Genomic DNA, 25,176 nt, shown 5'->3' with positions numbered 1-25,176 from the left:
CACTGAATCAGTGGTTGAAGATATCACCGCAGTAATTCCTCAACTTGATGTTGGCTCCACAAAGTTCTGTATAAACCCTGTTGTTGTAAAAGTTCTAAATGATTTCCGATCTGAACAATTTTTCCCTTTTCCATCACAAAAATTCGATCAGCCGCCGCCGCTGCTGATAATTGATGGGTAATAAAAATTACTGTTTTGCGGTCTGTACCACTGGAAAGATTGTTGAGGATTTGTGTGGCTGTTTGATTATCCACACTAGAGAGAGCATCATCTAAAATTAACACTGGCGCATTGACCAGCATTGCCCTAGCTAAAGCAGTCCGTTGCCGCTGACCGCCAGAAAGAGTAATACCGCGTTCACCAACAATAGTTTCGTATTGCTGGGGAAAATTGTTAATTTCTGATTCAATTTGAGCAAGTTTAGCAACATATTCTATCTGCTCTTGTTCGCTAACTGGATCGCCATAACGGATATTATTTTTGATTGTGGTGCTAAATAGAAAGCTATCTTGAGGAACGTAGGCGATCGCACTTCGTAAATCTGTCAAAGCTATTTTAGTAATATCCAGCCCATCTAAAAACAACTGTCCTGATTCAATATCCAGCAAGCGCGGCAAAGCATTGGCCAAAGTCGATTTCCCCGAACCAATTGCCCCAACAATCGCTACAGTTTCTCCAGGAGCAATGGTAAAGTTAATATTTGCTAAAGCTGGAGTAGTGGAACCAGGGTAATTGTAAGTGAGATTTTTAGCTGTTAGTTCCCCTTTAAGTTCAGCCATCGGTAGATGTATCGCATCGGCTGCATCTTTAACTTTCGGTGTGACAGAGAGAATAGATTCAAGGCGATCTATACTAACTTCACCTCGTTGGTAGGCAGTAATTGTGAATCCTAAAAGGGCTGTGGGGAAAACCAGACGCTCGACATAAATTAACAGTGCTAAAAAGTCCCCAACCTGAAGGGTTCCAGAAGACATCCGCGCCGCCCCTAGCCAGATAATCACCAGTGAACTGACATTAGCCAGCCCGCCAATTAACGGAAACAGCGTATTTCGGATTTTTGCCAGTTCTAAGTTAGCAGTCAATAACTGCTGATTTTTCTTAGCAAAAGCTCGACGCTCATTAGCTTCCTGGGCGTAGATTTTAATTAAGGCAATGCCACTGATATCCTCCTGAATGAGTTCGCTGATGTCAGAGAGTTGCTCTTGGACTGCTGCTTGTTGTTTGCGTAAGCGATCGCTAAACAGACTCACCAGCAAGAGCATAAAAGGGTACACTGCCAGGGAGGCTAGTGTGAGATCCACACTAATGGCCAGCATTACAGGCAGTGTCAGGGCGTAGGCAAATACTGTGTTTGCCAAACTCAAAACTGCAAAACCCAATAAACGCTTGATATTGTCCACATCACTGGTAGCCCGATTAATCAAATCGCCAGCAGTATTACTGGCAAAATAAGCCGGTTCCAGCTTGAGTAAGTGTTCAAAAATCCGTTGTTTCAGGTCAAATTCTACCTGCCGCCCCACCCCAAATAGCCAAATGCGGGATGCCATCCGCATTAGCCACATTGCTGAACTAAGCAAGACAATGATCACTACGTAATGTAGTATTTGGTTCCAACTGAAGGTTGTCGAGAGTTTATCGACACCAGCACGAATCAACCAAGGGATATAAACACCCAGTGCATTCACAGACAACAAAGCCAGAATGCCCAAGGACATTTCCTGCCAATGGGGTCGTAGGTAAGCACCGAGTTTAGCGAGTCGTCGAGATTTTGCCATTCAAGCAATTTTGCAACTTTATCATCATAGATTAACTGCTAGTCCCAGCAGACAGCTATGCAGAGGGAATAGGGAATGGGGAAGGGTAAAAACCTATTTGGAGACAGTGGGCTAACTAATTCAACCCTTTGCCCTTTGCCCTTTACCCTTTACCCTTTACCCCTTTTTTTACTTTATTACCGCTGAACACGCAAGAACCTGTAAACTTCAGCGAGATAACTTTCCCAAGTTCTTGTTGTCAATAGCAACGTTTCTGAATTTGGTACAAAGTCTTCAAGCCGTAACCCGCGTGTGCGAATATCTTGAGGATTTCCTTGTAATAGGTAGGGAGGCACTCTCAAATTATAAGAAAGAATGCTATCCCCAGTCACATCAGAGATATTCACGGCAGTGGTTGGTTGCCCTAATGCTACCAGTGTCCCAGATATTGGTGCGGCACTTGCTACAGATGTTTCACCCGTCATTGCTAGAGGTGCTCTATAAAGAAAATAGGCGACTGCTGGTGTACTTGCCAACAGCAAAATCGTCAGTGCCCAACCTATCAGGTATCCTCCTGGTTTATCTATTCCACCTCCTTTGATCTTCTGAGCTGCAAGAATCATCAGTAAAACAGAAGCTCCTAGAGGCTTGAGTGGAAAAGATATCATCCTCCACAACGACGCCACAGCTGGTTCGTTGGGGTTAAGAAATGACAGGGCTACGATTACCAAGATAACGACTAAGATTAATCGCCCTACAAAAGTTCCAGAGGGATAAAATCGCTGGAACAGAGAATATACGATAGTGCCAATCAGCAGCCACAGCAGTACTCGACTTAGCAATAGAAACATAGATTAACTCTCAAATTTTCTGGTGCGGTGAGCCAGTGTGGTGGTGAGGCAGTTCACTTTAATCGGGGTTTTCACGCCACTTCCTTCAACGGGAGGTAACCCCCGCAACGGAGTGGCTTCCCAGAAGGAACTGCCGTGCATAATTTCCCTGGATAAAACAACTGGCGACTTCCTAGCTTTAGCGACGCTATAAGCGTCACCCGTAAGGGCCAACCTAGAGGTTCCGGGAAATGGATTTATTTGATTGTCAAATTGTAATCGCACTGTTTGACTTAAAATACTTCAAACCTCACACCCAAAGACTACTACCGTCGTAGTGATTTTAGTGCAATTTTTTGACACTGCGCCTATTATTTATAATTTTCCAGAAGAGTAATGTAGCACCGGTAAACTAAATTAATTGAGTAATCCACTCAAAAGGAAAAACTATGTCGCCTGGAAAGCCTACCATTTTGGTAACAGGGGGAGCTGGATATATTGGTTCCCATACAGTGCTTGCCTTGAAGCAAGCGGGTTATAACGTTGTCATACTTGATAATTTGGTCTATGGGCATCGTGACCTTGTAGAAAAGGTTTTAGAGGTAGAACTGATCGTTGGGGATACAGGCGATCGCACTTTGCTAGATGACATATTTAAAACCCACGATATTTCTGCTGTGATGCACTTTTCTGCTTACGCCTACGTAGGAGAATCGGTGACTGACCCAGCCAAATATTACCGAAATAATGTCCTTGGTACTTTCACCCTGTTAGAAGCGATGCTGGCGGCATCTGTGAAGAAATTTGTCTTTTCTTCTACCTGTGCCACCTACGGGGTACCAGAATTCGTGCCCATTCCAGAAACCCATCCCCAAAATCCGATTAATCCTTATGGCGCTACAAAGCTAATGGTAGAGCGGATTCTCTCTGATTTTGATGTTGCTTACGGTTTCCAATCAGTGCGTTTCCGCTATTTTAATGCTGCTGGTGCTAATCCCAATGGCTTACTGGGCGAGGATCACAACCCAGAAACCCATTTGATTCCCTTGGTGCTAATGACCGCTTTAGGTAAAAGAGAATCCATCTCAATTTTCGGCACCGATTACCCCACACCCGATGGTACTTGTATTCGCGATTATATTCATGTCAACGATTTAGCAGATGCCCATATTTTGGGATTGGAATATTTATTAAAAGGTGGCGATAGCGAAGTTTTTAATTTGGGTAATGGCAGCGGTTTCTCCGTCAGAGAAGTCATTGCCGCAGCCGAACAGATAACAGGAATTTCCATACCAGTAGAAGAACGCGATCGCCGTCCTGGCGATCCCCCAATTCTCATCGGTACCAGCGAGAAAGCCAGAACAATCTTAGGCTGGAAACCTCAGTATCTATCCATCCAAGATATTGTCACTCATGCGTGGCAGTGGCATCAAAAGCGACACAAGTAGGAGGGGAATGGGGAATGGGGAATGGGAAAGAATAATAATTATTTGCTTCCCCTGCTTCCCCTGCTCCCCCTGCTTCCTCATCTCCCTACTTACTCCCCACTCCGCCTCATATTTTGCAGTACAACAACTAATATGCCGATAAATCCGAGGATTGGAAGTGCGATCGCCCAAGTTGGTAATTTTTGAGATTCACCCTCTACTAAATCACCATTGACATCCCGTAGGTTTCGTGAGTTCTGTGTAGATCCACCTGCTACAGTAACTTCAAATTTTAAATTAAAGGGTTTGAATCTTGCCCCGGAGGCTGGTTTCCCATTTAGTTGCAACTCATAAATCCCTGGCTTGGGAAAGACAACTTCCGCCCCTGGGATGCCTTTGTAGCGTTCAGCTGACACAGGTTCTAACTGTGGTTCTAGGAGTGGTGGCTCTCCGGCTGCGTATGGTTGGGCATAAACAGCCAACTCACAATTACACTGTGAGAGGGGAATCACCCTTCCACCTCTGCGGGTAAGGGCAAACCAAGCTTGAGAGGATTCTCCAGCACGAGGATTATCATTTGGTTCAATGTGGATAGTACCGCCGACATCTCCGGATACTTCCACTTTATGAGCAGATGCAGGGTGCAGATTAGTTATTGATATAACTAAGCAACTCAGGAATAATAAATACTTTATTGTTCCTTGACTCTGCCAAAAAATGTTTTTGAGCGGGTAATGCCTCTGTTTTTGACTCGTTGAGATGGAGTCAGAAAATAAGGATAATTTACCGCGATTTGGTTGGGGGAACATAAAACTTTTCTACGGCTAACTTTGACCAAAAAAAGCGCGATCGCACCATCAATACACCGAGGGTGATAATTCCCATCAGTACTGCTGCTAATTTATTTCCCCAAGTTGATTGCAAGGAACCCAGGTAATGGGAACCAATCAACACAGCATGAATGGCACTCAAGAGCAAGGCTGGCACACCCAATAGATGAATCTGTCGCCAACGCTTGCCCAAAGATTTTTGCAAAGATTCCCAACTTGTTAAAGCGGCGGGGGACATTAATACCAATGCTACAGCACCCGCAGCCATACCCCACTGAAATTCTGGCGGCAGAAAAGAAAAGGCAGCAAAATTCCATTGCAATGAGTGTTCTATCATGTGGACGGTGTGAACCACAGAAAGCACAAAAGATCCCACTCCCAAGCCCCGGCGATAACGCAGTGGTGAAGCCCATAAGCCACTAATGGGACGCGCAATTAGCGCCAAAATTAAACAAATTAAAGCGGCGTGTCCGGTGTAATCTACCATTGTATCACCAGTCCGCAATAAGGTGATAACACCAATGGTGAGCGTCACCCAACCGCCTAATCGAAACAACTGACTGCGCCTGTCTTTACTTACCAATGATGTTGAAACGCCTACACCTAGCATTGTGGGTAAGGTTCCCAAGCCAAAAGCCAGCATAGTAGCTGTACCCATCCACAAATTGCCAGTTTCAGCGGCTTTTATTTGGGCAGCATACAGGAAACCACAGGGCATTAAACCCCAAGTCATCCCCAAAAGCATTGGTGTCCACCATTTGGTTTTTAAGGAAAGCTTAACCATTCCGGTGCTGAGGCGATCGTGTAAACTACCTTGCGATAGGGGGTGTAATACGGGAATGCGCGGTAGTAAATCGGGTTTTATTTGTCCTAATCCAAACCAAATCAGCATCACACCAGTTAGAATTGCCATCCAGCGCCGGAAGTCACTACCAACACCAGCTAGCTGTCCACCTTGTAGCAATACCGAACCCAGCGCCCCAATGCCAGCACCGACTAGAGCATAGCTCAACATCCGCCCTAGATTTAGCAGGATATGAAATTTTAATTGCTGTTGCCAAGTGTCGGACTTTTCTAAGGTTGATGTCCGTCCCAAGGAGACTGTTGGCGCTATTTTTGGCTGATGAGACAGGGAAAACGCAACTGTTAAAGGGCCACACATCCCAAAGCAATGTCCAAAACTCCCCAGGAACCCCAGGATTGAAATCAGCAGTAAATCTACCATAAAAAAAGTCCTGAGTTCTGGGTCATGAGTCCTGAGTCTAAAAATAAAGATTTTGAAGAATTAAGAAGAACTTTTTTTCTCTTCTTCTTTGCTCAGTACTGAGTACTCAGCACTCCTCTAGTGCGGCACTCTAACTGAAGTTGCGATCGCTGTCAAAAGACAAAGCGTCAAACTCGATGTTTACTTATGAGGAAAGAAGAAAGCAAATATACCTGGCGATTAGAAATCGTGATAAGTACTTTTCCCTTAGAGCCTATTTTAAAGTAAATATTAAGTAGAGTATATTACGGCTGTGTAGGTATTGGATGGTTTGAGAAAATCTCTATTTGTTGCATTTTTATTGACTTGAAAGTTTGAAACTGATATTAAATAATCATTGCTAGTTTGTTCTAATAAAAGGAATTTGTATTGAGGCTTTTAATTAACAATAAAGTTGTCAATCTAGCAGTAAACTCTTGATTTTACTAAAATAAACGAAAAACTTATGTAGTAAGATTTAACTAAAATTTTAAACAATTATTTTTTAGTGTATATTATAGTCAAAATCAATGACTTACTTAACTATAAATTAGAAATTTTCTTAAAGTTAAATAAGTATTAGGCGAATATCTTTAAAAAGACAAAAGCTTTATTTATTAACTTTTGCCATTTCAAATCAATAGTTAATAACTAAGGCTGAAATAATTTTAATACTTACAGAAAATTGCAAGTAAATGAGGTACACAATGCATGAGTTTAATCAGATATAAACCTTGTCTACCTTGAGAACCGTAGTGTAGTTTTGTAGGTTGGGTGCAGCGATAGCGTAACCCAACATAAAATTTGGTGGTAATGTTGGGTTGCGTTTCACTCCACCCAACCTACATAAATATATCTTTTAAAAAACTCTAGGTTTCAACATAGATGAGGTTTAAACAATTTTTAACTCTACCTTATGCCTAAAAATACGTACTTTTGTACTTCCTTTATGCAAAAGAGAACTACTGCAATAAATCTTTGATTTGCACTTGCCCAGTTATTTTTAAAAATGCTCAAATACATTAAAAACCTATTATGCAAAACACAATTTTAACGGCAGCAATTTTCTTATTTTCATTCATGTTTACACTGAAGGTAGAAGCTGCTGATTTTGAACAGATTTATGTGTTTGGTGACAGTTATTCTGATAATGGGAATTTTTACAAGATCACAAAAAGTGAATTGGGTATAGGTATTCCCCCCCAACCTTACAAAGATGGGCGTTTTTCTAATGGGCCAGTCTGGGTGGAATATCTTGCACAAGATATGGGCTTAAATCCCTCTAACATTACTAACCTTGCTGTTGGTGGTGCTGAATCTGGGTTATATAACGTTACTATACCTCCTATACCTGGTTTATATTTAACAGGAGTCTTATCTCAGATTAAGAAATTTACAGCAGTTAATAAGTCGGTTAACCCAAATGCGCTTTATATCGTGTGGGGCGGTACGAATGATTTCCTTTACTCTCAAAGTGCTGTAAATCCTAGCCAACCAGTTACAAATATATCAACAGCGGTGCGTGCTCTTGCCAATGTTGGGGCTAAAAATATCCTAGTGGCTAATTTATTCAATTTGGGAAACTTACCGGGTACAAGAAATAGTTCAACCTCCACACAACTCAACGATTCGACCACTGAATATAATGTCGAGTTGATTAAAAGCCTAAATTCTTTAAGCCAAGAACTAAATAATGTAAACATCATTTTTTTAGATGTTAATTATTTATTTAAACAACTTTTAGCTAATTCTAGACAATATGAGTTTACAAATGTACTCGACTCTTGCATAGGAAACTCCGTTTTAATAACTATACCAGCTTCTACTCCATCATTTGAATGTAAAGCCAACCCAGATAGGTTCTTATTCTGGGACAGCATCCATCCTACAACTGCTGGTCATAAAATTATCGCGGAATATGCAGCTTCAGTGTTAAAGTCTCAACCTATCTTGAAGTCTTTTAAGAAATTAGGAAAATCTAGAAAATAGAACTATTTCTTGAAAGAGGCAGAAGTAGGAAATCAGGATTTCTTCGGACTGGCTGGAAGTAAAGGAACAATTTCAGCGCACACAGAACAACAAAAAACTACTGAGACTTCATGAGAAAATTTTGATGTTGATCTAGACGATGATTAATTCATTCTGACTGGGAATTTGCGCTACCTTAAGTCAGAAAGCCAAGGATAAATTACATGAAAAAATGGATTTGGCTGATGCTGTTGGTGCTGATGGCAGTTGCGGTGGTGGGTAGCAGAGGTAGCACATTTTTTGAACAGCGTCCCTCACCAGAAATTGTTCAAAGCATTCCAGTGGAAACACTCCAACCACAGCCAGAGTTACAGGAAGTTGACAATACCCTACAAGTGTCTTCTGACAAGCTGTTAAACCATATCCAAAAGTTAAATTTTCAGCGCTACACAACAAAAGAGCGATCGCTTACTCGCACTTATATCACAACTGAACTCACAAAATTAGGCTGGAAACCTAAATTAGAAAACTTCTCTGAGGGTGTGAATATTTTTGCCGAACGCCCAGGAACGAGCATTGCCGCTAAAGCAATTCTTGTGGGAGCGCATTACGACACTGTTGCTTCATCCCCCGGTGCTGATGATAATGCCAGCGGTATAGCCGTATTGCTGGAAGTCGCTCGGTTACTAGGTTCTCGCCCCACGCCACGGACGTTACAGCTAGCTTTTTTTGACCAGGAAGAAATAGGACTTTTGGGTAGTCAGGCTTTTGTGAGCAAGACAGCACGCTTGCAAAATTTAGGCGGAGCGATCGTTATGGATATGGTAGGTTATGCATGTTACACTCCTGGGTGTCAAAAATACCCTGCTGGATTGCCTGTTACCCCACCTAGCGACAAGGGCGACTTTTTGGCAGTAGTTGGTGATACAGAACATTTGCCTTTACTGAATGCCTTTCAAAACTCGCAGAATGTCCCCTCAATCGCCCTGAATAAAGAAGAATCAAATCTGCCAGCAATCTTGACACTGCCGATTCCTTTTAAAGGTTTACTGACACCCGATACCCTACGCAGCGACCATGCACCATTTTGGTATCAAGGCGTGGGTGCTGTGCTGGTCACAGACACCGCAAATTTACGTACTCCCCACTATCATCAACCTAGCGATGTTCCAGCGACTATCGAGCGCTCGTTCTTCACAGGAGCAGCACAGATTGTAGTCAATGCGACTACTGCCTTGTTAGAGAAGACCGAAGTTTTGGAAACTCAACCACCAAACTGATTCATAAATTATGAATTATCTTGACTAGTAGTTCGCCAAGTGAACTTGGCGGGGTAAAGGGGAAGGGGGAATGGGTAAAGGGTTTAAATCCCTTACCCTTTTCCCTTTCCCCTTTCCCCAGTCCTCACTTAGCATTTTTGGGTTGGCAGACTATTAGTACAGCACAGCGGAAATAAACCACCCATTCCCAATCAACAAAACCCTTACGCTGTCTTCATTTTTAATTTTTAATTTTTAATTTTTAATTCCGCCTTGCGGTACTAGTGTTTGGTTCAGGGAAAGTTAACGTCCAGTTATCTTTATTGTTGAGGTCGAAGTACAAACCTTGGAGAATGAGTCGCAGAGCTGTTCGAGTTCTAATAAATTTCCTCACCAGATAAGTGCCTGGTTCAGCCAAGATATCATTAAAGTTTTTTCTATAACCAAATTGTTTTGAACAATAACTGCCAGCACCTTGGACTGTTAACACAAAAAATGGAGATTGTTTGTATTCATCAGGAATCATAAATATTCCATATACATGGTGACGGCCACGCCACGGCTGAACAATAACTTTAGTAGCGCGTACTTGGAATTTTGTAGTTTTTGATGTGAGAAAAGTCTCGAAATTGCAATCAGAGTTATTCACAGGCCACCACAGTGTAATAATACTCAGGGAGAGCAGCAAAATTAAAATATAGCGGAGTCTGTGACGCATAAATCTAAGAAAAAGTTTTGAGGCGGCTGGTAGAATTTGATGAGTAATGATAATGCAGCGACAGCAGTAAGACTATCCACCTGCAACACCTCTGCAACACTTTCTAAAAGTCATTTTTAGATTAAGGGGGGTAATTCTACTTGTGTATACACGGTAGCTTTTTAAGGGGGCTAGGGGGGATCTAAAAGTGCCTAAAATCACAGTGGAATACTTTTAAAATAACCTCTAAATCGGCAGGCGGCTTATTCCTTCCATCCCTCTTGTTGAGATGGAATTACCACTATTTTTTTGACCCCATACATAATCTAGTTACTTTGAATAAATAATTTTTGATTGTCGCTGTTACAGTATTAAACCTAGCTGAGAAACAATCGAGCTTTTGTGGCTGTTAACACTGATTTATGCTCAATTTTTTAGCTGTAATAAATTCTACAATTTGTTGCTTTTGTTATGCTTTTGATGTGGCTCTGTTTGGATCAGCAGTTACTTTGAGGAGATCAGGGCGTAGGCATAGCCCGTCGTAAACATCGCAATCAAGTTCAGGAAAAAATCTACTTTTATTTTTAGGCAATTAATGGGGTAGTCAAATACACAAATATCCGTTATATTCCCGTAAGTAACACTTGGTATAAATATTTATGGGAATAAGTTGGGGAAGTCTTAAGACAGTTGCGGGTTTCTTTGGTGCGATTATACTTACATCGTTCGGGACAAATGCTTCGGCCATTGCGGCTGACACAGTTGTGGTGCGTTTGGGTTTATTTACAGAATCCATCTCTCTTGCTGAGTTGCAAAAGGCTGCAAAAACTGGAAAATTACCTGGAAGTTTGCAGCCTTACGCTAAAGGATTATCTGAAGAACAACGCCGCTTTTTCTTAGGGGCGCTGGGTATGAATATACCGATGAATGTTGTCACCATTAATCGGTTAGTTAATACCCAGATTGGCACAACTATTCTCAATGACTTTGCTACAGCTTTAGCGCGAAAGGACAAAGCTGGGGTACAAGCACTGAGAGCAGGATTAGTATTAGGCTCTACTGCACCGCAGGGTCTTTCTATACTGAGTTTTATCGCCGCTTATCCCAGCAAACGCCTAGAAATTGATTTGCCACAGGCTTTTGTGGTTGCAGGGAGTTTGAATACAGCTTTTTGGCGTACTCAACAATTTATGCTAGCGATCGCTCCCCAACTCGACCCCATAACACCACAGCCTAGAACACCACAGGTTGCTTTCCCTTTTGATCCTAGTCAACCAGGAAGCGCCCAAGTAAAAATACTCAACTTAAGCCTAAATGACCAAAAGCGCGATCGCAAAATCCCAGTTGATGTTTACTGGTCAACTGCTGCAACTCCCGACAAACCCGTAATTGTCTTTTCTCACGGCTTCGGTTCAGTCCGCACGGACTTGCGTTACCTAGCAGAACATTTTGCATCCCACGGTTATGTAGTAGCAGCTTTAGAACATCCCGGTAGTAATGAGGCAAATACTAATTTGGCATTACAAGGTAAAACCAGAATTGTAAAGCCTCAAGAGTTTTTGTATCGCCCTCAAGATATTAGTTTTGTTCTCGACGAATTAGAAAAGCTCAACCAAACGGCTAATAATCCCCTTGTTGGGAAACTTGCGACTACAAACGCGATGGTTGTTGGCTATTCTTTTGGTGGTGGTACAGCTTTAACAATTGCTGGAGCCGAGTTACAACTGGAACAACTCAAACAACGCTGCAAAAAAAACTTGACTAGCTTGAGTCTGGCGGAAGGTATGCAGTGCATCGCTGAAGAATTGCCAGAAAATAGCTATCAACTACGGGATACTAGAATCAAACAGGCGATCGCTCTTAATCCAACAACTTCTCTGATTTTTGGCAAAACTGGGTTAACTAAGGTGCAAGTTCCTACCCTAGTGTTAGCAGGTTCCGCAGATAAAACCACCCCAGCTTTAACTGAACAGATTGTGGGATTTGACAAAATTCCATCCCCCAAATGGCTAGCTGGTATACTTGGGGGTACTCATCTAAGTGTAAAAGATCCCAGTACCACTTTGGATCAGGCAGGACAACCGAATACACCGATTAGTGGCGGTGAAGTTGTGGGTGAACAAGCCGCTGATGTACGTAAGTACGTTAAAGCTATAGCTTTGGCCTTTGCCGCACAGATGACTCCAGAAGCTAAAAACTACGCTGTGTTTCTGACATCAGATTATGCCCAGTTTGCTTCAACTCCCGCATTCCCATTTCGCTTAATTACCCAGATTCCTCCTGATGCTATGGCAGTAGTGAAAGAATTTGTTGATAAATAAGGCCTTCCAATTCAAAAAATATCCAATTTGTTTATCAGGGAACCAGTGCGTTGCCAAGATTTGTCTGAGGGTCGGTTTCCCCCAATAGCACAGCCTCTACTCCATGAGAGGCTGTGCCAATAAGTCTGCATACCTCTACGAAGAAAGAAGCTTTAACAGTAGAGATACGGGGAACACTAGAAGCCGCAGATCATCCAGCCTCCTCATCCCTTTGTCCTTTCAATAAAATTGGACTGAATTTTAATATTTTACTTCAATAAAATCATACTAACTTGATAATAGCTTTACAGTTGTTATCCAGTCAATATTAAAATTTTACAGTAAGAATAAGTATTTAGATATAAACTTTATAATTGTTTTGTTAAAAATAATAGAAACTTAAGAGTGTAAAAAAATCCGAACATCTACTGGATAATACATATGTATTCTGACGAAAATGCCAAAAATTAATGAACACAAGTTACTTGATACAAAAATATGTTTGCGTATTGATTGGCGTAAAATTGTTTAAATTCACAAAAATGGTAGAAAAATTTTATCTACTACAAGCCACAGATGAAGCAAAAATAAAAAACTTCAAGGCTTGCTTTGTTTATTTAAATAATAATTAGTTCCCGATACATAATATTATAAAACTAATTTTGAATTCAGAATTAAACAATTATTCCATTTCACTCAAGCTCATGCAACTATATACAACTCGTGAAATCGAACAACTCCAGGAACACGAAGACCTTCCTTACTTAATTGAAATTATGGATTGGGTGAAAAATTTTTTAGGAAGACCTCATCCTAACTTAGGAAGAACCGGTGCAGTTTGCCCTTTTGTACCTTTATCTCTCAAGTCAAATACTATTCGTCTGGCAGTTATTCGCACAAAAGATTTGTATTCAGAACAATTAGAAGATGTTGTTGGACGCTACCGAGATATCTTTCTTGAGATGGATCTTAAAGAGCAGGAATTAGCAATCAATAAAGCTTTTTTACTTATCTTTCCTGACGTTCATATAGAAGACGCTACTAAGCTAATAGATAGTGTCCAACAAAAACTTAAACCTTTGTTTGTTGAGTCAGGACTGATGATAGGAGAGTTTCATAAACGTAATGACAGTCCTGGTTTGCACAACCCAAACTTTCGTCCACTTCGTAGCCCTATTCCCTTGTTGGCTATCCGGTTTATGGTTGAAGCTGACCTTCCCTTTCTTCTGAGTCCGGCTGATCCACGCTTACGTATTCGGTATCTGGAAGCTTATTTAAAGCGTTTTGGTAATAAATTTATAGATGAAACAAAGTTTAAAAATGCCCATCAAGCATTGGCTTTAGCGAAGAAACAACTTCAAAAAGAAAATTTACTGAGTTATTGCATATAAATATCAAATATTTGAATAGGGGGTTGGGGACTGAGCAGCTAAAGTAATGATGCCAGGAAATTTTGCGATCGTATAGAATTATTTTTTGAATATGACTTTACTGAATTAGGACTTACGCAAACAATAGCTGAAACCCTTGTTTTACGGTAGTGGCAATTCATGCAGACGCATACTCCTAGGTCGAAGCAAGCTACAAGGAGCATCTCGTAGAGAAACGGCTTTCCCCTAAATGAATAAAGCGCCACCTCATATAGAATTGGTATAAGGACACTATTGTTTAATACATAAAAGCAAATAAATAAAATGGCAAAAGAAATAGAGCGGAAATATTTAGTGAGAGGAGATAGCTGGAGAGGATTAGCTGAGGGTAGTGTTTATCGTCAAGGATACATTGCCACACAAGACAAAGGGACTGTACGTATACGTATAGTAGGAGAAAAAAGTTATTTGACAATTAAAGGCCCTAATATTAAATATTCCAGATTAGAGTTTGAGTATCCTATTCCTCTTGAAGATGCTCAAGAAATGCTTGAGACATTGTGTGAACGTCCCTTTATAGAAAAAATCAGATATAAAATAGAATCAGGCGGTTTAATTTGGGAAATAGATGAGTTTGATGGTGTTAATAAAGGACTTATTTTAGCAGAAGTTGAACTCAGTGATGAGAACCAACAAATTGAACTACCAACCTGGATTGGAGAAGAAGTTTCTGATGACTTCAGATATTTCAACAGCAATCTAGTAAAACACCCTTTTTCACAATGGTAATGGCTGAAATATTGATGTTGAAGGAGGCAGGAGGCAGGAGGCAGGAGGCAGGAGGTTTTTTCACTTATAGGATTCAAACCCCTCCTGAAAAAGAGCCACCAAATTAAAAATTTGGAGTTCTTGTCTTAAACCCAAGGCCCTATGGTCGCGGGCTGTTACAGATAGCGCAGCGGTAGCTCATCCTGCCTTCTTCGATAAGCACACCCCTATAGGGAAGCAAGCTATACGCACCGTCTGCCATAATATAGCTATTTTTAATCCGGTGAAGTACAGGTGTGCAAATAGACCTAACCCCTTTCCGAAGGCGGGAAGGGGGAACAATTCAAAGCCTCTCTCCTAAAAGGCTACGGTGTACACACAAGTCGAAAAAAGCTTGATTTTCCATTCATTGTTTTCCCGTTGATCTCGTTCCCATGCTCTGCGTGGGAATGCCTGATTCTAGGCTCTATTGAGTCAGAGACTCAATGAATGCATTCCCAGTCTGAGACTGGGAACGAGGAAAAACGCTTATCAAGCTAGGTTTTTAGGACTTGTGTGTACACCGTAGCTCCTTTTAGGAGAGAGGTTTGGAGATAGGTCAAAATTGTACTTCACGCTTGTCGAGAACTGCTATAGCGTCATTACGAATTACGATTCACAAAATTAAAAAGGGGGATTTTGAGGATCGAAAGTTTTTGATACCGACAAGAGGACTTTTCAAACATCCTTTACGAGACACTACACAGACGCTTACGCCAGAAAATTTCCTAAGCCTGTAATGCCTTAAACCACTTATTCAAAACGGTGCTGATGGTTTTCTTAATTTGATGGTTACGACTCCACTTTTGGAATGCAATTTCATACTCTTCACCTTTGATTTGAAAAGTATTCCAGACATCCAGTCCTACAGGTAATCCGCAGAATAGTAAAATATACAGCGACCAAGAAATTCCGCCACCAGCAATTAAATCAATCAGTATAAAAAAACCATTGAAAATTGCATAATTGCCTATACGCTTCTGAAATCTTCTGATCCGGTAATCGTCAAAAGCTTTTCGCTGTTGGACTTGGCCCTGTTGGACTACCCAATCACGCTCTGCTAATTTTAAAGATTCAGGTGAAATTTCTAACTCAGCAGCAATTTCTAATATCTGTTCATAAGAAAATTCTGTGTCTTTGTCATCAGCTTGACGAGCGATCGCTAAGTGCAGAATTTGCTGAACATCTTCTTGGCTATAAGAGCGGAGGCTCTTGGGTTCAAATGTTGTCATAATTCTTTCTCTTAATATTACTTTCAATAGAAATTTGCTACCCGATAGATTTTCAGCAGCGACGCTAGTACTATTTCCATTATTCTTACATTAGCAAATCTAGATGCTGTCCTGCATTGAATGTATTGGATTTTTAACTTTGGGTAAAAAGGGTCTATCTCTCGTCTACTTTTGGTTGTCGATAGGCATAAATATCTTGAATAACTTGTACCCAACCGTTAGCCACAGATTCGAGGATGCGATCGCCTTTTTCTTTTGTTGCGGTTGTCGCGTCGCCAATCACTCCACTTTTACTGATATCTCGCGTCACCCAAGCCACAGGTAACTTACCCTCCCAACTCAGTAAACTACTTTCGGACTGTTCTGGTGGATATTCTGCAACAGCTTTCTCTAGCTTCACTTGTTCTGGCAAAATCGATAACATAATGCTAGTTTCAGCGTCTCCAGCGTGCATTCCTAGCGCTGCCTCTTTCGGAGTCAATAAATCTTTAGTTATATGAGGCACGCGCCAAGTAAACAAGGGGAATACCAAAAAGTCATCATATTTAACGTGCAAATCTCGCGCCGCCATTTGCATAACTTGGGGTTGTCCGCCGTGGGAGTTCATTAACACCAGTTTTCTAAAGCCAGCCCGGTAAATACTTTCTCCCACTTCCATAATGATTGCCGTGAGAGTTGCCGTACTCAGGGTAATCGTACCGGGAAAGTGCCAGTGTTCGTTAGATTTGCCATAATAAAGGTTTGGTAAAGCATAAGCGGGAATACTGGCATCCAGCTTTTCCATTGCTTTTCCCAGCACCCCCACACCGATCGCAGCATCTACAATCAAGGGTAGATGAGGGCCATGTTGCTCAATTGCCCCTACTGGCTGGATGATTACCACGTTTTCCTTATCTGGCATTGCCTGAATATCAGTCCAGGTAAGGTAGGGAAAAAAGCGTTCTGGTGGAATGAAACTATGCATATTAGTTAAATTTATATTTTAGGGCATTGGGAAAAAGGAGGCAGGAGGCAGAAGGCAGAAGTTTTTGAATTTTGAATTGATTTCTCCCCTATCTCCGCACTCCCCCCAATATAAAGACTCTCCAAACATCCAGATATTATCAAATTCAACAGAGCATAATAACGAAATAACGAACATTAACCAAGGATGTAACTTAATGGTTGAAGAAAATGGATCGATTCGTACCCTATCGGTTGATATTGGTGGTAGTGGCGTTAAGGCAATGGTTTTGGATATCACGGGGAATCCTGTAACCGAAAGAGTGCGTTTAGATACACCCCAACCTGCTACACCAGAGGTTGTAATTAATGCAATTGTTGTGTTGGCGGCGGCTCAAGGTGAATTTCATCGCGTTTCGGTCGGTTTTCCTGGTGTGGTGCGGTGTGGAGTCACGGAGACAGCGGTAAACTTACATCCAGATTGGATCGGATTTGATTTGGAAACAGCATTATTAAAACATTTAAACAAGCCTGTGCGGGTGATTAATGATGCAGATATGCAGGGGTTTGGTGCGATCGCAGGTAAAGGTCTAGAAATGGTGATTACTCTGGGTACAGGGTTTGGTTCAGCTTTATTTATAGATGGTAAACTGGTGCCGAATATGGAAATGGGGCATCATCCGTTTCGCAAAGGAGAGACTTTCGAGCAGCAGTTGGGGCGTGCAGAGTTAGAAAAAATTGGTGACAAAAGATGGAATAGGCGTTTAGAAAAAGCGATCGCATCCTTGCAACATCTGTTCAATTATGATTACCTTTACATTGGTGGTGGTGAAGCTGTGAGAGTGAATTTACAGCTACCGTTAAATGTCAAACTCATCCCCAATATCACTGGTTTATTAGGTGGTATTGCTTTATGGCGAGATGAGAAAAGGTAAAGTATTCAGAATTCAGAATTCTGATTCCTGTTTTATTAAGGTGCTTCTTTTCTCAAGATTTAAAAATGTTATAAAAATTAACATAAGCTAGGCAAGAGAATTGTATAGACATTTTTTCCGTGCCCCCGTGTAACTTTGTCATGCAGTAATCTAAACTCTAGTTAAAATTTAAGACCGTGCAACAACGTTGTGCGGTTTCATTATTTTGAAGCTAAAGTATGCGCTTTCCGAGAAAAATTTCCTAGAAAAGTAGATATTTAGGAATTATGGCTGAAGACTTCCAGAGTTTCTGAATTATGATTTCTGAATGCTGGCTTCTTCTTCAAAATAACCTCTGAGAGAGGACATTTTTTTTGTAATTAACAATTGATTTTGTTGTCAAATGTTGCATTGATGAATGCTTAAAAACCTGACTCAGTGAATATAGCAGTATTTTTTGTAGCAGTATAAATATGATAAAAGTAGCATCAGCATACCAAGCACCAGCCGAAGACAATTAGGCAAATTGGTTTCATGACATTCCCAGATGATCATATAGTATGTTATTGTCTAAACCGTTGATTTAAATATCATATTTGACAAATTGATGCCTGGATTAAAGATAAAAAAAGCACAAAGCTAATAATATTAGTCTGATTAAACGGAATGGGAGGTGAGAAAATATGAGCCTGATAATATTATCTGAAAAAATTAGTACATGATTTTTTATTTGGTCAGTATGAACTATCCCGGACAACAGCAATGTTGTTAGTTAAAAGAAATATTGCTTGAAGTAAAATGAACTACAATGAGTGAAATTGGCCTGATGATGACGGGCGTGTTAACAGTAAGACAAGCATCTGGGGCCAATTTGCCACAGCAGCAATTATTTCAGATGGAAAATGACGTAAACCAGTCAAAACAGAGTCAGTTAGAAATGACTGCTCAAGTCACACCACCTGAATTTATGCAGACAGATGAGGTTTCCCAGGCTTCTCCCTCAGCGATCGCACTAACAAAAGAACACATACTTAATAAAATCGGCAAAAATAATCAGTTCCTAGCTTCTTCCAACTTAGGTCAGCCTAAGAAATATGCTCAGGCTGGAGTTAGAATCCGTGTAAAGGCTACAGGACGTTTCCAGAAGTTTAGTAGCCAACCTATGCCGACTCTTTATTTCGGTAGCTCTGGCCTTACTGTCAGAGTCTTACAAAGGCTGTTAGTGTCTAATGGTTATGCCGTTAGAGTGGATGGGATTTATGGCGCACTGACAGAGACAGCTGTCAAAGCCTTTCAAAATCAACGGAATTTAGCAACAGATGGAGTAGTTGGTCAACGAACCTGGCGGGCGTTAACAATTTAGTCATTTGTCCTTAGCCCTTAGTCCTTGGCTAATGACAAATGACGAATGACAAACTATCGATACTGATGTTGCTCTAATAGCTGTTGCGCTCTTGGCTTGTAAATTAAATAGAACAAAGCCTCAATGTAGCGCAACAAATCTTCCCGATTTTCCTTTGAAGTAAAATTCCAGAAGCCGTAAATCCGTGCTAATGATAACAACTTGCTAGTGTGAATTTTCCAAGTATAGGTGGTGTAAACTCGGTCAATTCCTCGCTGGGAAATTTCACTCCAATAGTTAGGATTTTGTTCGCATTTAGTGATGAAGTCCACAATTTTAGTGGCTGTTTCCTCTAAATTTGTCGGGTTAATTAAAAATCCATTCACCTTATCTTGAATAATCTCCAATGGCCCGCCAAATTGTGTAGCAAAAGTAGGTAAGCCTGAAACCATCGCCTCTAAAATTGTCAAACCAAAAGCTTCAAATAAAGCTGGTTGGACAAAAATTCCCTGATGATCTGCAATAACTCGGTAAATTTCACCAGAATCATTTTTAGTCAGGCGCACACCCAGCCAACGAATCTTTCCGTGGAGATTGTACTGATCAATTATTTGGTAGAGTTTGATAATTTCGTCACGTTCTTCGTTGTCGCCTGATTCTTCAACGCGCAATTTACCCGCCACCAAAATTAAGTTGCAATGCTCTTGTAATTCTTTACTTTGACCAAAGCATTCAGCTAAACCTGTGAGGTTTTTGATGTGGTCAAGACGCGCCATTGAAAATAGAGGGCGCTTGTTAGGATCATCGAGTTTGCCAAATATTTGCGTGGGATCTTCCAGAGTAAAGAGTATTTCTGCAAGGCGTTGGCGATCGCTCTCCACCCGATCTTTAGTCCTGGTGTAAGGGAAGTAATTATTTTCGTTTACTCCAGGCGGCACAACATTAAATTTGGGACTAAATAATTCAATGCCATTGGTCACATGGTACAACTCCGGCATGGTGAAACACTTATAAGACTCATACTGTCCCACACTATCCGGTGTTCCGACAATTTCTTGATAGGTGCTGCTGATTACAAAATTGGCAGCATTCATGGCAATCAAGTCAGCTGTGAATTGCAAGGAAAAATGATATTTTTCTTCCAAATCTTGCCAGTAGAGGTTACTGAACAAGTATTTAGATTTTTCCAAAGCATGGGCAACATTACATTGGGTAACTTTCAATCGTCGCGCCAGCAAGAATGCCACTAAATTTCCATCAGTATAGTTTCCAACTATTAAGTCAGGTGTGCCGTGAAATTCTGCCCTTAGTTCTCTTTCTGAGTCAATGGCGAAAGTTTCTAGATAAGGCCAAAACTCAAACCGAGAAATCCAGTTTTGAGTCATGTTGGGATTAAATTCCCGTAAAGGTACTCGCAAAATCCAAGCGTTTTCAGTACCATAAACTTTTTCCAGTCGTTGATTGCACAAAGTACCATCACTGTTGGGAATTAAGCGGGTGAGAATAATCACCTTTGGCTCAACATTCAATCCCTCTAAACCAGCTAGCAAGACATCTTCTTGTAGCTGCTTCTCTAGACTCTTTGCCTGATCAAGGACGTAAACCACCTGACCACCGGTATCGGGACGCCCCAAAACGCCCTCTTGCCCAAACCAACCGTGAGCTGACACCAAGACGATTCTAAAAATCATCGGGATGCGAGAGATAAAGGCTTCTAGGGTTTGAGGATCGGCAGAATCAATCAATTCATCAAGAATATTTAGGGTTTCCCGGACTCGCCCTGCGGTATTACCCCAACCTGGTTCAAAACCCATTGACTGCAATTGGAATCGGAATTGTTCGTAGGGTTCTTCTTCGGGGCGATTATTAACAAAACCGATAGCTTTTTTTACTTGCTCGGAAAGTTGCTGTTGTGATTGAATGCGATCGTTGACCAGCAGTTGAACACCGTTGTATTGGTGCAGGCGCAAAAAATTCAATAAGCTGTCCAGCAATTGTTTGGAGTCTTGAAATATTTTGCTGGATAGATAGCGGTTGAGAAATTGTACTCCCTTACCAATATTTTTGGGGTCGCGGATGACTGGGGTGTAGTCATAAAACGGGCCGAAATCCAATTCTAGCAAGCCGCCGTCGTTAGGATGAGATTTGTCCACCAAGCGATCGCGCAAATCCAGCAAATCCTGCACCGTCATCGGCTCAATGCTCAAGTCTGATGTCAACCAATAAACTTCTTGGCTAGCAATCTTAGAACGGATAATGAAACAGAAGTTTGAGTCCTCCTGAATTATTTCCTGAGTATAGTAAATAAGTTTGCCTAACTCCGAGGAAGTATAAAAAGCTTCAGGTTTTTGGGACTTAGAACAATACTCACTATATACATTCAGTATGTCGTTCCGCAGCAAGTACTTCTTTTCTTGTTGGCGTAATTCACTAATAAAGGAACGTAAATCACTTCTTTCTTCACTATCTAAGACTGCTTGAAGCAATTCAGACATGGCAACTCCACTAGATGACGATGTTTGCATTCTTAACTTTCAAGGCAAGACAAACAAGCCTCTACCTTTTCTTAAACCACATATAAACATGAAATAACACAGATAAACTATATTTATCTGTGTACCTACAAGTCTCAACTTTTCAGCAGGCACTTAAATCATGTTCTACTTTACTTAAAGTATCTATGACTCAGTATTTTTGGATCTAACTAAAGGAATACAATTTTTATTTCTTTTGATAGATGTTAGTAAATAACTGCATAATAATATTTTGGGCGCAATCTATTATGCCCTCAAATTCTTGATTAAACTTGATTATATCAACAATTTACATCTATCAGATTATCAGCACACCGATAAGGTCAATATTTATCTCTCAAGCTCAGTAAGACTTGTAAATCAATACTTTTTTTATTATTTTAGAATGTTGACATTTCTGTACTTGTAGGACTAATCTTTGATTTCTGAAATGCACGTAGGGTATGTTAGCGCAGAAAATATAGCATCAAAAGCTTAGAATGGTTCGTTAAGCTCCACGAATTAAAATCAATTTTTGTTCAGAGATAGACTAATCTTAATTTACCCTAGTTATAATTTCAGCAAGGTTGTTTAAATCTGGTTGATTGATATGGCTACCAATACACATAAGTTAACAACTTCCGATCACAGTATAGGCAACATTCTGATTATCTCTTTGCTTGCTTTCTGTGGGCTGACTGTTATCATTCTTCTAGGCATTTTCTAACAGTTAAATGTGTGTTCAAAAACTTCTGATGCTAAAATTCCCGACTTTTCCAATAAGTCGGGAATCTTGATGTAAGCTTCACAACTCTTTCGGTGATTGCATTCTCTCAAAGGGAGAAAACAGGGCTAAGTCTAAATATTCAAGCGACCTGTAGTAAACATTAGATACGTTTGCCCTGCTACAGATAGATAGAGAGATTGCTGTTACTGTTTTTGATTCCTTTTGATAGCCGTAGAAACTGACCTCGTTCTTAATTGGAGTAGGTGCTGAGTCAGATCGGATTGAGTCAGCAAATGTAATATAGCTGGAGTACAACAAGGACAAAACAATGGTTCAAGGGGAAGCATGACTATTACGCACCTTTACTAGGGTATCTTCGCGCTGGGATTGCACCACAAACATTAGAAAAACTCACTTCTGGTGCTATCGCTAGTACCACAAGGGCTATTACAGATATTCTAAGTACCATTCAATTCAGAGGTAGTAGTTGCACCGACTGCCATGACTTCAGACCATTCACTGAGACGGTTGTCATTTAAGACAGCTCGCACTCGATAACCAAGCTGAATTTTATGCATTAGCAAGATCAAATCACGGTTGAGTAATCCTTGTGATTTTTGGTTTTCATTAGATGCAGCTTGTATACGAAAGCAGCGATCGCTTTGACGTTTCAACTTTGGAGATTTACCTTCCACAAGCACCGTTTGTAGTTCGTACTCTTTAGCTTCAGGATATGGTTCCCAGCAAAGTTGCCAGTAAGTTGACCAGCGAATTAAGCCTGATGGTAATTCCTCGACTTCATCTGACAATGTAGAGACAAGTCCGGTGACTGAAGGTTGTACAACTTGAGGCTGATTTGAGGTGATTTCAGCAGCTATAGATGAACTGTCATCAACACCTAATATCAATCCGAATATCAAAGTGAACAGCACAATCAATCGTAGGCATTGTAATTGCACCGACAATATTTTCCGATTCATCATGATGCAAAAGTCAGTTGCTTACCACTCCACAGGTAAAATCAGGTTGCCGTTGTCTGCATAGATTGTTCGAGAACGGATATACGTTCTGGGAGCTACTGTAGAGTTGAAGACTGCGCTTCTTTGCCCAATTGCTGATCTGTTGCCAATGCTGGCGCGGAATATAACAGAGTTCGGCCCTAGCCCTACAGCATCACCTATGCTAGTTTCAGGGCCATTAGCAACACCATTGACAACCTGCCGACCACCATGAACTAGAGCGCGAGGCCCATAACCAACTCCATTACCAAGAGTCAAACTAGTGGTTTCTAAAGCGTGAAAGACAACATCGTTTGCCATCCCAGCAATTGACCCAACATTAAAAGGTTCACCTTCATCAGCACGTAGCGAAATTCTATTAGCTAGTTTGTGGTTGAGTGTTGCTAAAGAATCTTGGAAAGTAAGATTACCGATAATTCGGTTACGATAGTTCGGATCACTAGTTGGAGTTCCACCTATCTGCGGTAGACCTCCAGAATTAAAGAAGGTGACGGGAGCATAATTAATCCCTGTTACGTTTGTCAAGTCTGCCCTAGCTAAATCTGTGTAACCTTTGGCAAATGCTTCATTGACTTCAATAATGCCTTCCATTAATGCAACGTCTGCTTGTGTCAGGTTGACTACTTTCCCTAAACTGCCGCTATTAGCTTGTAGATTATTTGTGACGTTTTTACCAGGCAAGACAACTTTACCAGCGGGTAAGGTAACACCAGGACCAACTCGCGCCAGAAAGTTGACTACTGTGTTTCTTTGTATGGTTGCACCGTCTATTTCACAATTGAAGGCGAGAAAAGTCTCTGGAACAGTGTTGCTAAACTGAGTATTGGTAACTGTATCGGTAAAAGGCCCTGTAGAACCTTGAGTACCAATTTTAGCTGCACCTTTGATAATGGCCATGTGTGCCATAATGACACGCTCGCCAATCTCCACTCCTGTTCCTGAAGCTGTGATTTTCACTTGGTCTTGGGCATTAGAATCTGCTGCAATACTAATTGGAGCATTAGTAGCATCTAACTGGGCAAATGGAGCAACGTAGACTTTTTCGCCCAAGGTGATATTTGTGGGATTGGTGATTGTTGCTGTTGGGTCAACAAAACTAGCTGACTCGGAAGGTGCGGTACTTGGGCATATAGGTAGGTTTCCCACAGTTGGATTACACGTTCCTCCAGCAGCTAATACGGGTTGTATATATATCTGTGTGCTGATGGCAAACGCCAGGATAATTGCATTTAAAGCACTAAAAATTGTGCGAGGTTTGAACATAAAAAACTCCTCACGGTGTTTGGAATATTTGGCTATGGGATAATCTGCGTTAATGAATGAGAGATTTATTCAGGCGATGTTTGGCAATAAGACGCAGAGCGTCTACGCAGGCTAAAAATCAGACTGCAAAAGTCTCTATATCGACTATTTTTCTGTTGAGATATCAGACGATGAATTAACCGCCCCAAAAACCTGCTAAGTTGTAAACTATTTGCAAAATCAATGATAACAACAAGCCTAAAGGCGACACTGAAATTGTCGTTGTTGCTCCAGCAACCGCATCATTGTAAACAGTCTCCCAAGCATCTGGCCCGGTAGTGGAACTACCATAAACTTTTGTACTCACAGCTAACGTTAAGCTAAGTACACTCAAACCAGCTAGTATTATGCGACGTTTCAACATTATTCCTTGTTACCTAATAGTTTGCCAAGTTTATTGGGTAAGATAAACCGAAAAGTTTAAGTATGTCCTGTACCTTTTCGGTTTATTTTACTTAATAACTTTCAAGTTTAATCAAGTAGAAAATGCTACATCCAGCAATTAACAATCTATTGTATTCCTATTTGCTGTTTAACACTAGAGTTTTAGGTATTGAAAAAATTTATCGAAATAATAAAAATATTATTAAATTTATAATGGAAAATTTTGTTCACAAAACAATAATTTAATTAAAAAAGTCATCTATCTGAAGGAATAAAATTAGATTAATTCTGCTAGTAATACCAATTTTTTATGAAG

General features: G+C 40.8%; 20 protein-coding genes. 8 read left to right on the top strand and 12 right to left on the bottom strand.

Annotation, left to right across the window (positions count from 1 at the left end; all coding sequences use genetic code 11):
• Positions 1–23: 23 nt before the first annotated feature.
• The 3 genes from RRG12_RS24860 to RRG12_RS24850 all read right to left on the bottom strand — a co-directional run bounded on the left by RRG12_RS24860 (position 24) and on the right by RRG12_RS24850 (position 2,869).
• Positions 24–1,775: an ABC transporter ATP-binding protein gene (locus tag RRG12_RS24860; RefSeq protein WP_069068510.1), complete on the bottom strand. Its 1,752-nt coding sequence runs from the start codon at positions 1,773–1,775 to the stop codon at positions 24–26.
• 176 nt (positions 1,776–1,951) lie between these two features.
• Entirely contained in the window at positions 1,952–2,605 is a 654-nt protein-coding gene (locus RRG12_RS24855) for a hypothetical protein (RefSeq protein WP_420760997.1), read from the bottom strand.
• 3 nt (positions 2,606–2,608) lie between these two features.
• The gene (locus RRG12_RS24850; RefSeq protein ID WP_420760996.1) at positions 2,609–2,869 is read right to left on the bottom strand and encodes a hypothetical protein; all 261 of its coding nucleotides are present in this window, start codon (positions 2,867–2,869) and stop codon (positions 2,609–2,611) included.
• A 164-nt stretch (positions 2,870–3,033) separates the two neighbouring features.
• Here RRG12_RS24850 and galE point away from each other — a divergent pair, with 164 nt between their 5' ends.
• A complete protein-coding gene (galE, locus tag RRG12_RS24845) occupies positions 3,034–4,032 on the top strand; it encodes a UDP-glucose 4-epimerase GalE (RefSeq protein WP_420760995.1) in 999 nt (332 codons plus the stop codon).
• Between the two features lie 89 nt (positions 4,033–4,121).
• Here the strand turns inward: galE and RRG12_RS24840 are convergent, their stop codons facing one another.
• A complete protein-coding gene (locus RRG12_RS24840) occupies positions 4,122–4,820 on the bottom strand; it encodes a hypothetical protein (protein WP_420760994.1) in 699 nt (232 codons plus the stop codon).
• Positions 4,795–6,066, bottom strand: a complete 1,272-nt coding sequence (locus RRG12_RS24835; protein ID WP_420760993.1) for a sulfite exporter TauE/SafE family protein — start codon at positions 6,064–6,066, stop codon at positions 4,795–4,797. Before RRG12_RS24835 ends, RRG12_RS24840 begins: the two co-directional genes overlap by 26 nt.
• A gap of 1,053 nt (positions 6,067–7,119) precedes the next feature.
• Between RRG12_RS24835 and RRG12_RS24830 the strand changes: the two genes are divergently transcribed.
• Positions 7,120–8,073 (top strand): SGNH/GDSL hydrolase family protein, encoded by a 954-nt coding sequence (locus RRG12_RS24830; RefSeq protein ID WP_420760992.1) that lies wholly within the window; start codon positions 7,120–7,122, stop codon positions 8,071–8,073.
• Between the two features lie 203 nt (positions 8,074–8,276).
• Positions 8,277–9,332, top strand: a complete 1,056-nt coding sequence (locus RRG12_RS24825; RefSeq protein WP_420760991.1) for a M28 family peptidase — start codon at positions 8,277–8,279, stop codon at positions 9,330–9,332.
• 241 nt (positions 9,333–9,573) lie between these two features.
• Here the strand turns inward: RRG12_RS24825 and RRG12_RS24820 are convergent, their stop codons facing one another.
• Positions 9,574–10,029, bottom strand: coding sequence for a hypothetical protein (locus tag RRG12_RS24820; protein WP_069069654.1), 456 nt, complete (start codon positions 10,027–10,029; stop codon positions 9,574–9,576).
• Between the two features lie 638 nt (positions 10,030–10,667).
• Between RRG12_RS24820 and RRG12_RS24815 the strand changes: the two genes are divergently transcribed.
• The 3 genes from RRG12_RS24815 (at position 10,668) to RRG12_RS24805 (ending at position 14,467) form a co-directional block, all read left to right on the top strand.
• Positions 10,668–12,329 (top strand): alpha/beta hydrolase, encoded by a 1,662-nt coding sequence (locus RRG12_RS24815; RefSeq protein WP_420760990.1) that lies wholly within the window; start codon positions 10,668–10,670, stop codon positions 12,327–12,329.
• Positions 12,330–13,012: 683 nt separating this feature from the next.
• Positions 13,013–13,699 (top strand): DUF6875 domain-containing protein, encoded by a 687-nt coding sequence (locus RRG12_RS24810; protein WP_420760989.1) that lies wholly within the window; start codon positions 13,013–13,015, stop codon positions 13,697–13,699.
• Between the two features lie 303 nt (positions 13,700–14,002).
• Entirely contained in the window at positions 14,003–14,467 is a 465-nt protein-coding gene (locus RRG12_RS24805) for a CYTH domain-containing protein (RefSeq protein ID WP_420760988.1), read from the top strand.
• 746 nt (positions 14,468–15,213) lie between these two features.
• Here RRG12_RS24805 and RRG12_RS24800 read toward each other — a convergent pair.
• The gene (locus RRG12_RS24800) at positions 15,214–15,717 is read right to left on the bottom strand and encodes a 2TM domain-containing protein (protein WP_069069650.1); all 504 of its coding nucleotides are present in this window, start codon (positions 15,715–15,717) and stop codon (positions 15,214–15,216) included.
• Positions 15,718–15,871: 154 nt separating this feature from the next.
• On the bottom strand, positions 15,872–16,681 hold the full coding sequence (locus tag RRG12_RS24795; protein WP_420760987.1) for a creatininase family protein: 810 nt from the start codon (positions 16,679–16,681) through the stop codon (positions 15,872–15,874).
• Positions 16,682–16,877: 196 nt separating this feature from the next.
• Here RRG12_RS24795 and RRG12_RS24790 point away from each other — a divergent pair, with 196 nt between their 5' ends.
• Complete coding sequence (locus RRG12_RS24790; protein WP_420760986.1) at positions 16,878–17,594, top strand: ROK family protein; 717 nt, start codon at positions 16,878–16,880, stop codon at positions 17,592–17,594.
• A gap of 787 nt (positions 17,595–18,381) precedes the next feature.
• Positions 18,382–18,936 (top strand): peptidoglycan-binding domain-containing protein, encoded by a 555-nt coding sequence (locus tag RRG12_RS24785; protein ID WP_420760985.1) that lies wholly within the window; start codon positions 18,382–18,384, stop codon positions 18,934–18,936.
• Between the two features lie 53 nt (positions 18,937–18,989).
• Here the strand turns inward: RRG12_RS24785 and RRG12_RS24780 are convergent, their stop codons facing one another.
• The 4 genes from RRG12_RS24780 to RRG12_RS24765 form a co-directional block, all read right to left on the bottom strand.
• On the bottom strand, positions 18,990–21,410 hold the full coding sequence (locus RRG12_RS24780) for a sucrose synthase (protein ID WP_069069646.1): 2,421 nt from the start codon (positions 21,408–21,410) through the stop codon (positions 18,990–18,992).
• A gap of 1,203 nt (positions 21,411–22,613) precedes the next feature.
• Positions 22,614–23,138, bottom strand: a complete 525-nt coding sequence (locus RRG12_RS24775; protein WP_256090908.1) for a hypothetical protein — start codon at positions 23,136–23,138, stop codon at positions 22,614–22,616.
• An 18-nt stretch (positions 23,139–23,156) separates the two neighbouring features.
• Positions 23,157–24,437 (bottom strand): acetyltransferase, encoded by a 1,281-nt coding sequence (locus RRG12_RS24770; RefSeq protein WP_420760984.1) that lies wholly within the window; start codon positions 24,435–24,437, stop codon positions 23,157–23,159.
• 175 nt (positions 24,438–24,612) lie between these two features.
• Positions 24,613–24,840, bottom strand: coding sequence for a hypothetical protein (locus RRG12_RS24765; protein ID WP_069069643.1), 228 nt, complete (start codon positions 24,838–24,840; stop codon positions 24,613–24,615).
• Positions 24,841–25,176: the final 336 nt, after the last annotated feature.

Source organism: Nostoc sp. CALU 546 (assembly GCF_048836525.1).
Note: the sequence above shows the minus strand (reverse complement) of the source record. Positions and strands in the feature narration are given on the sequence as shown.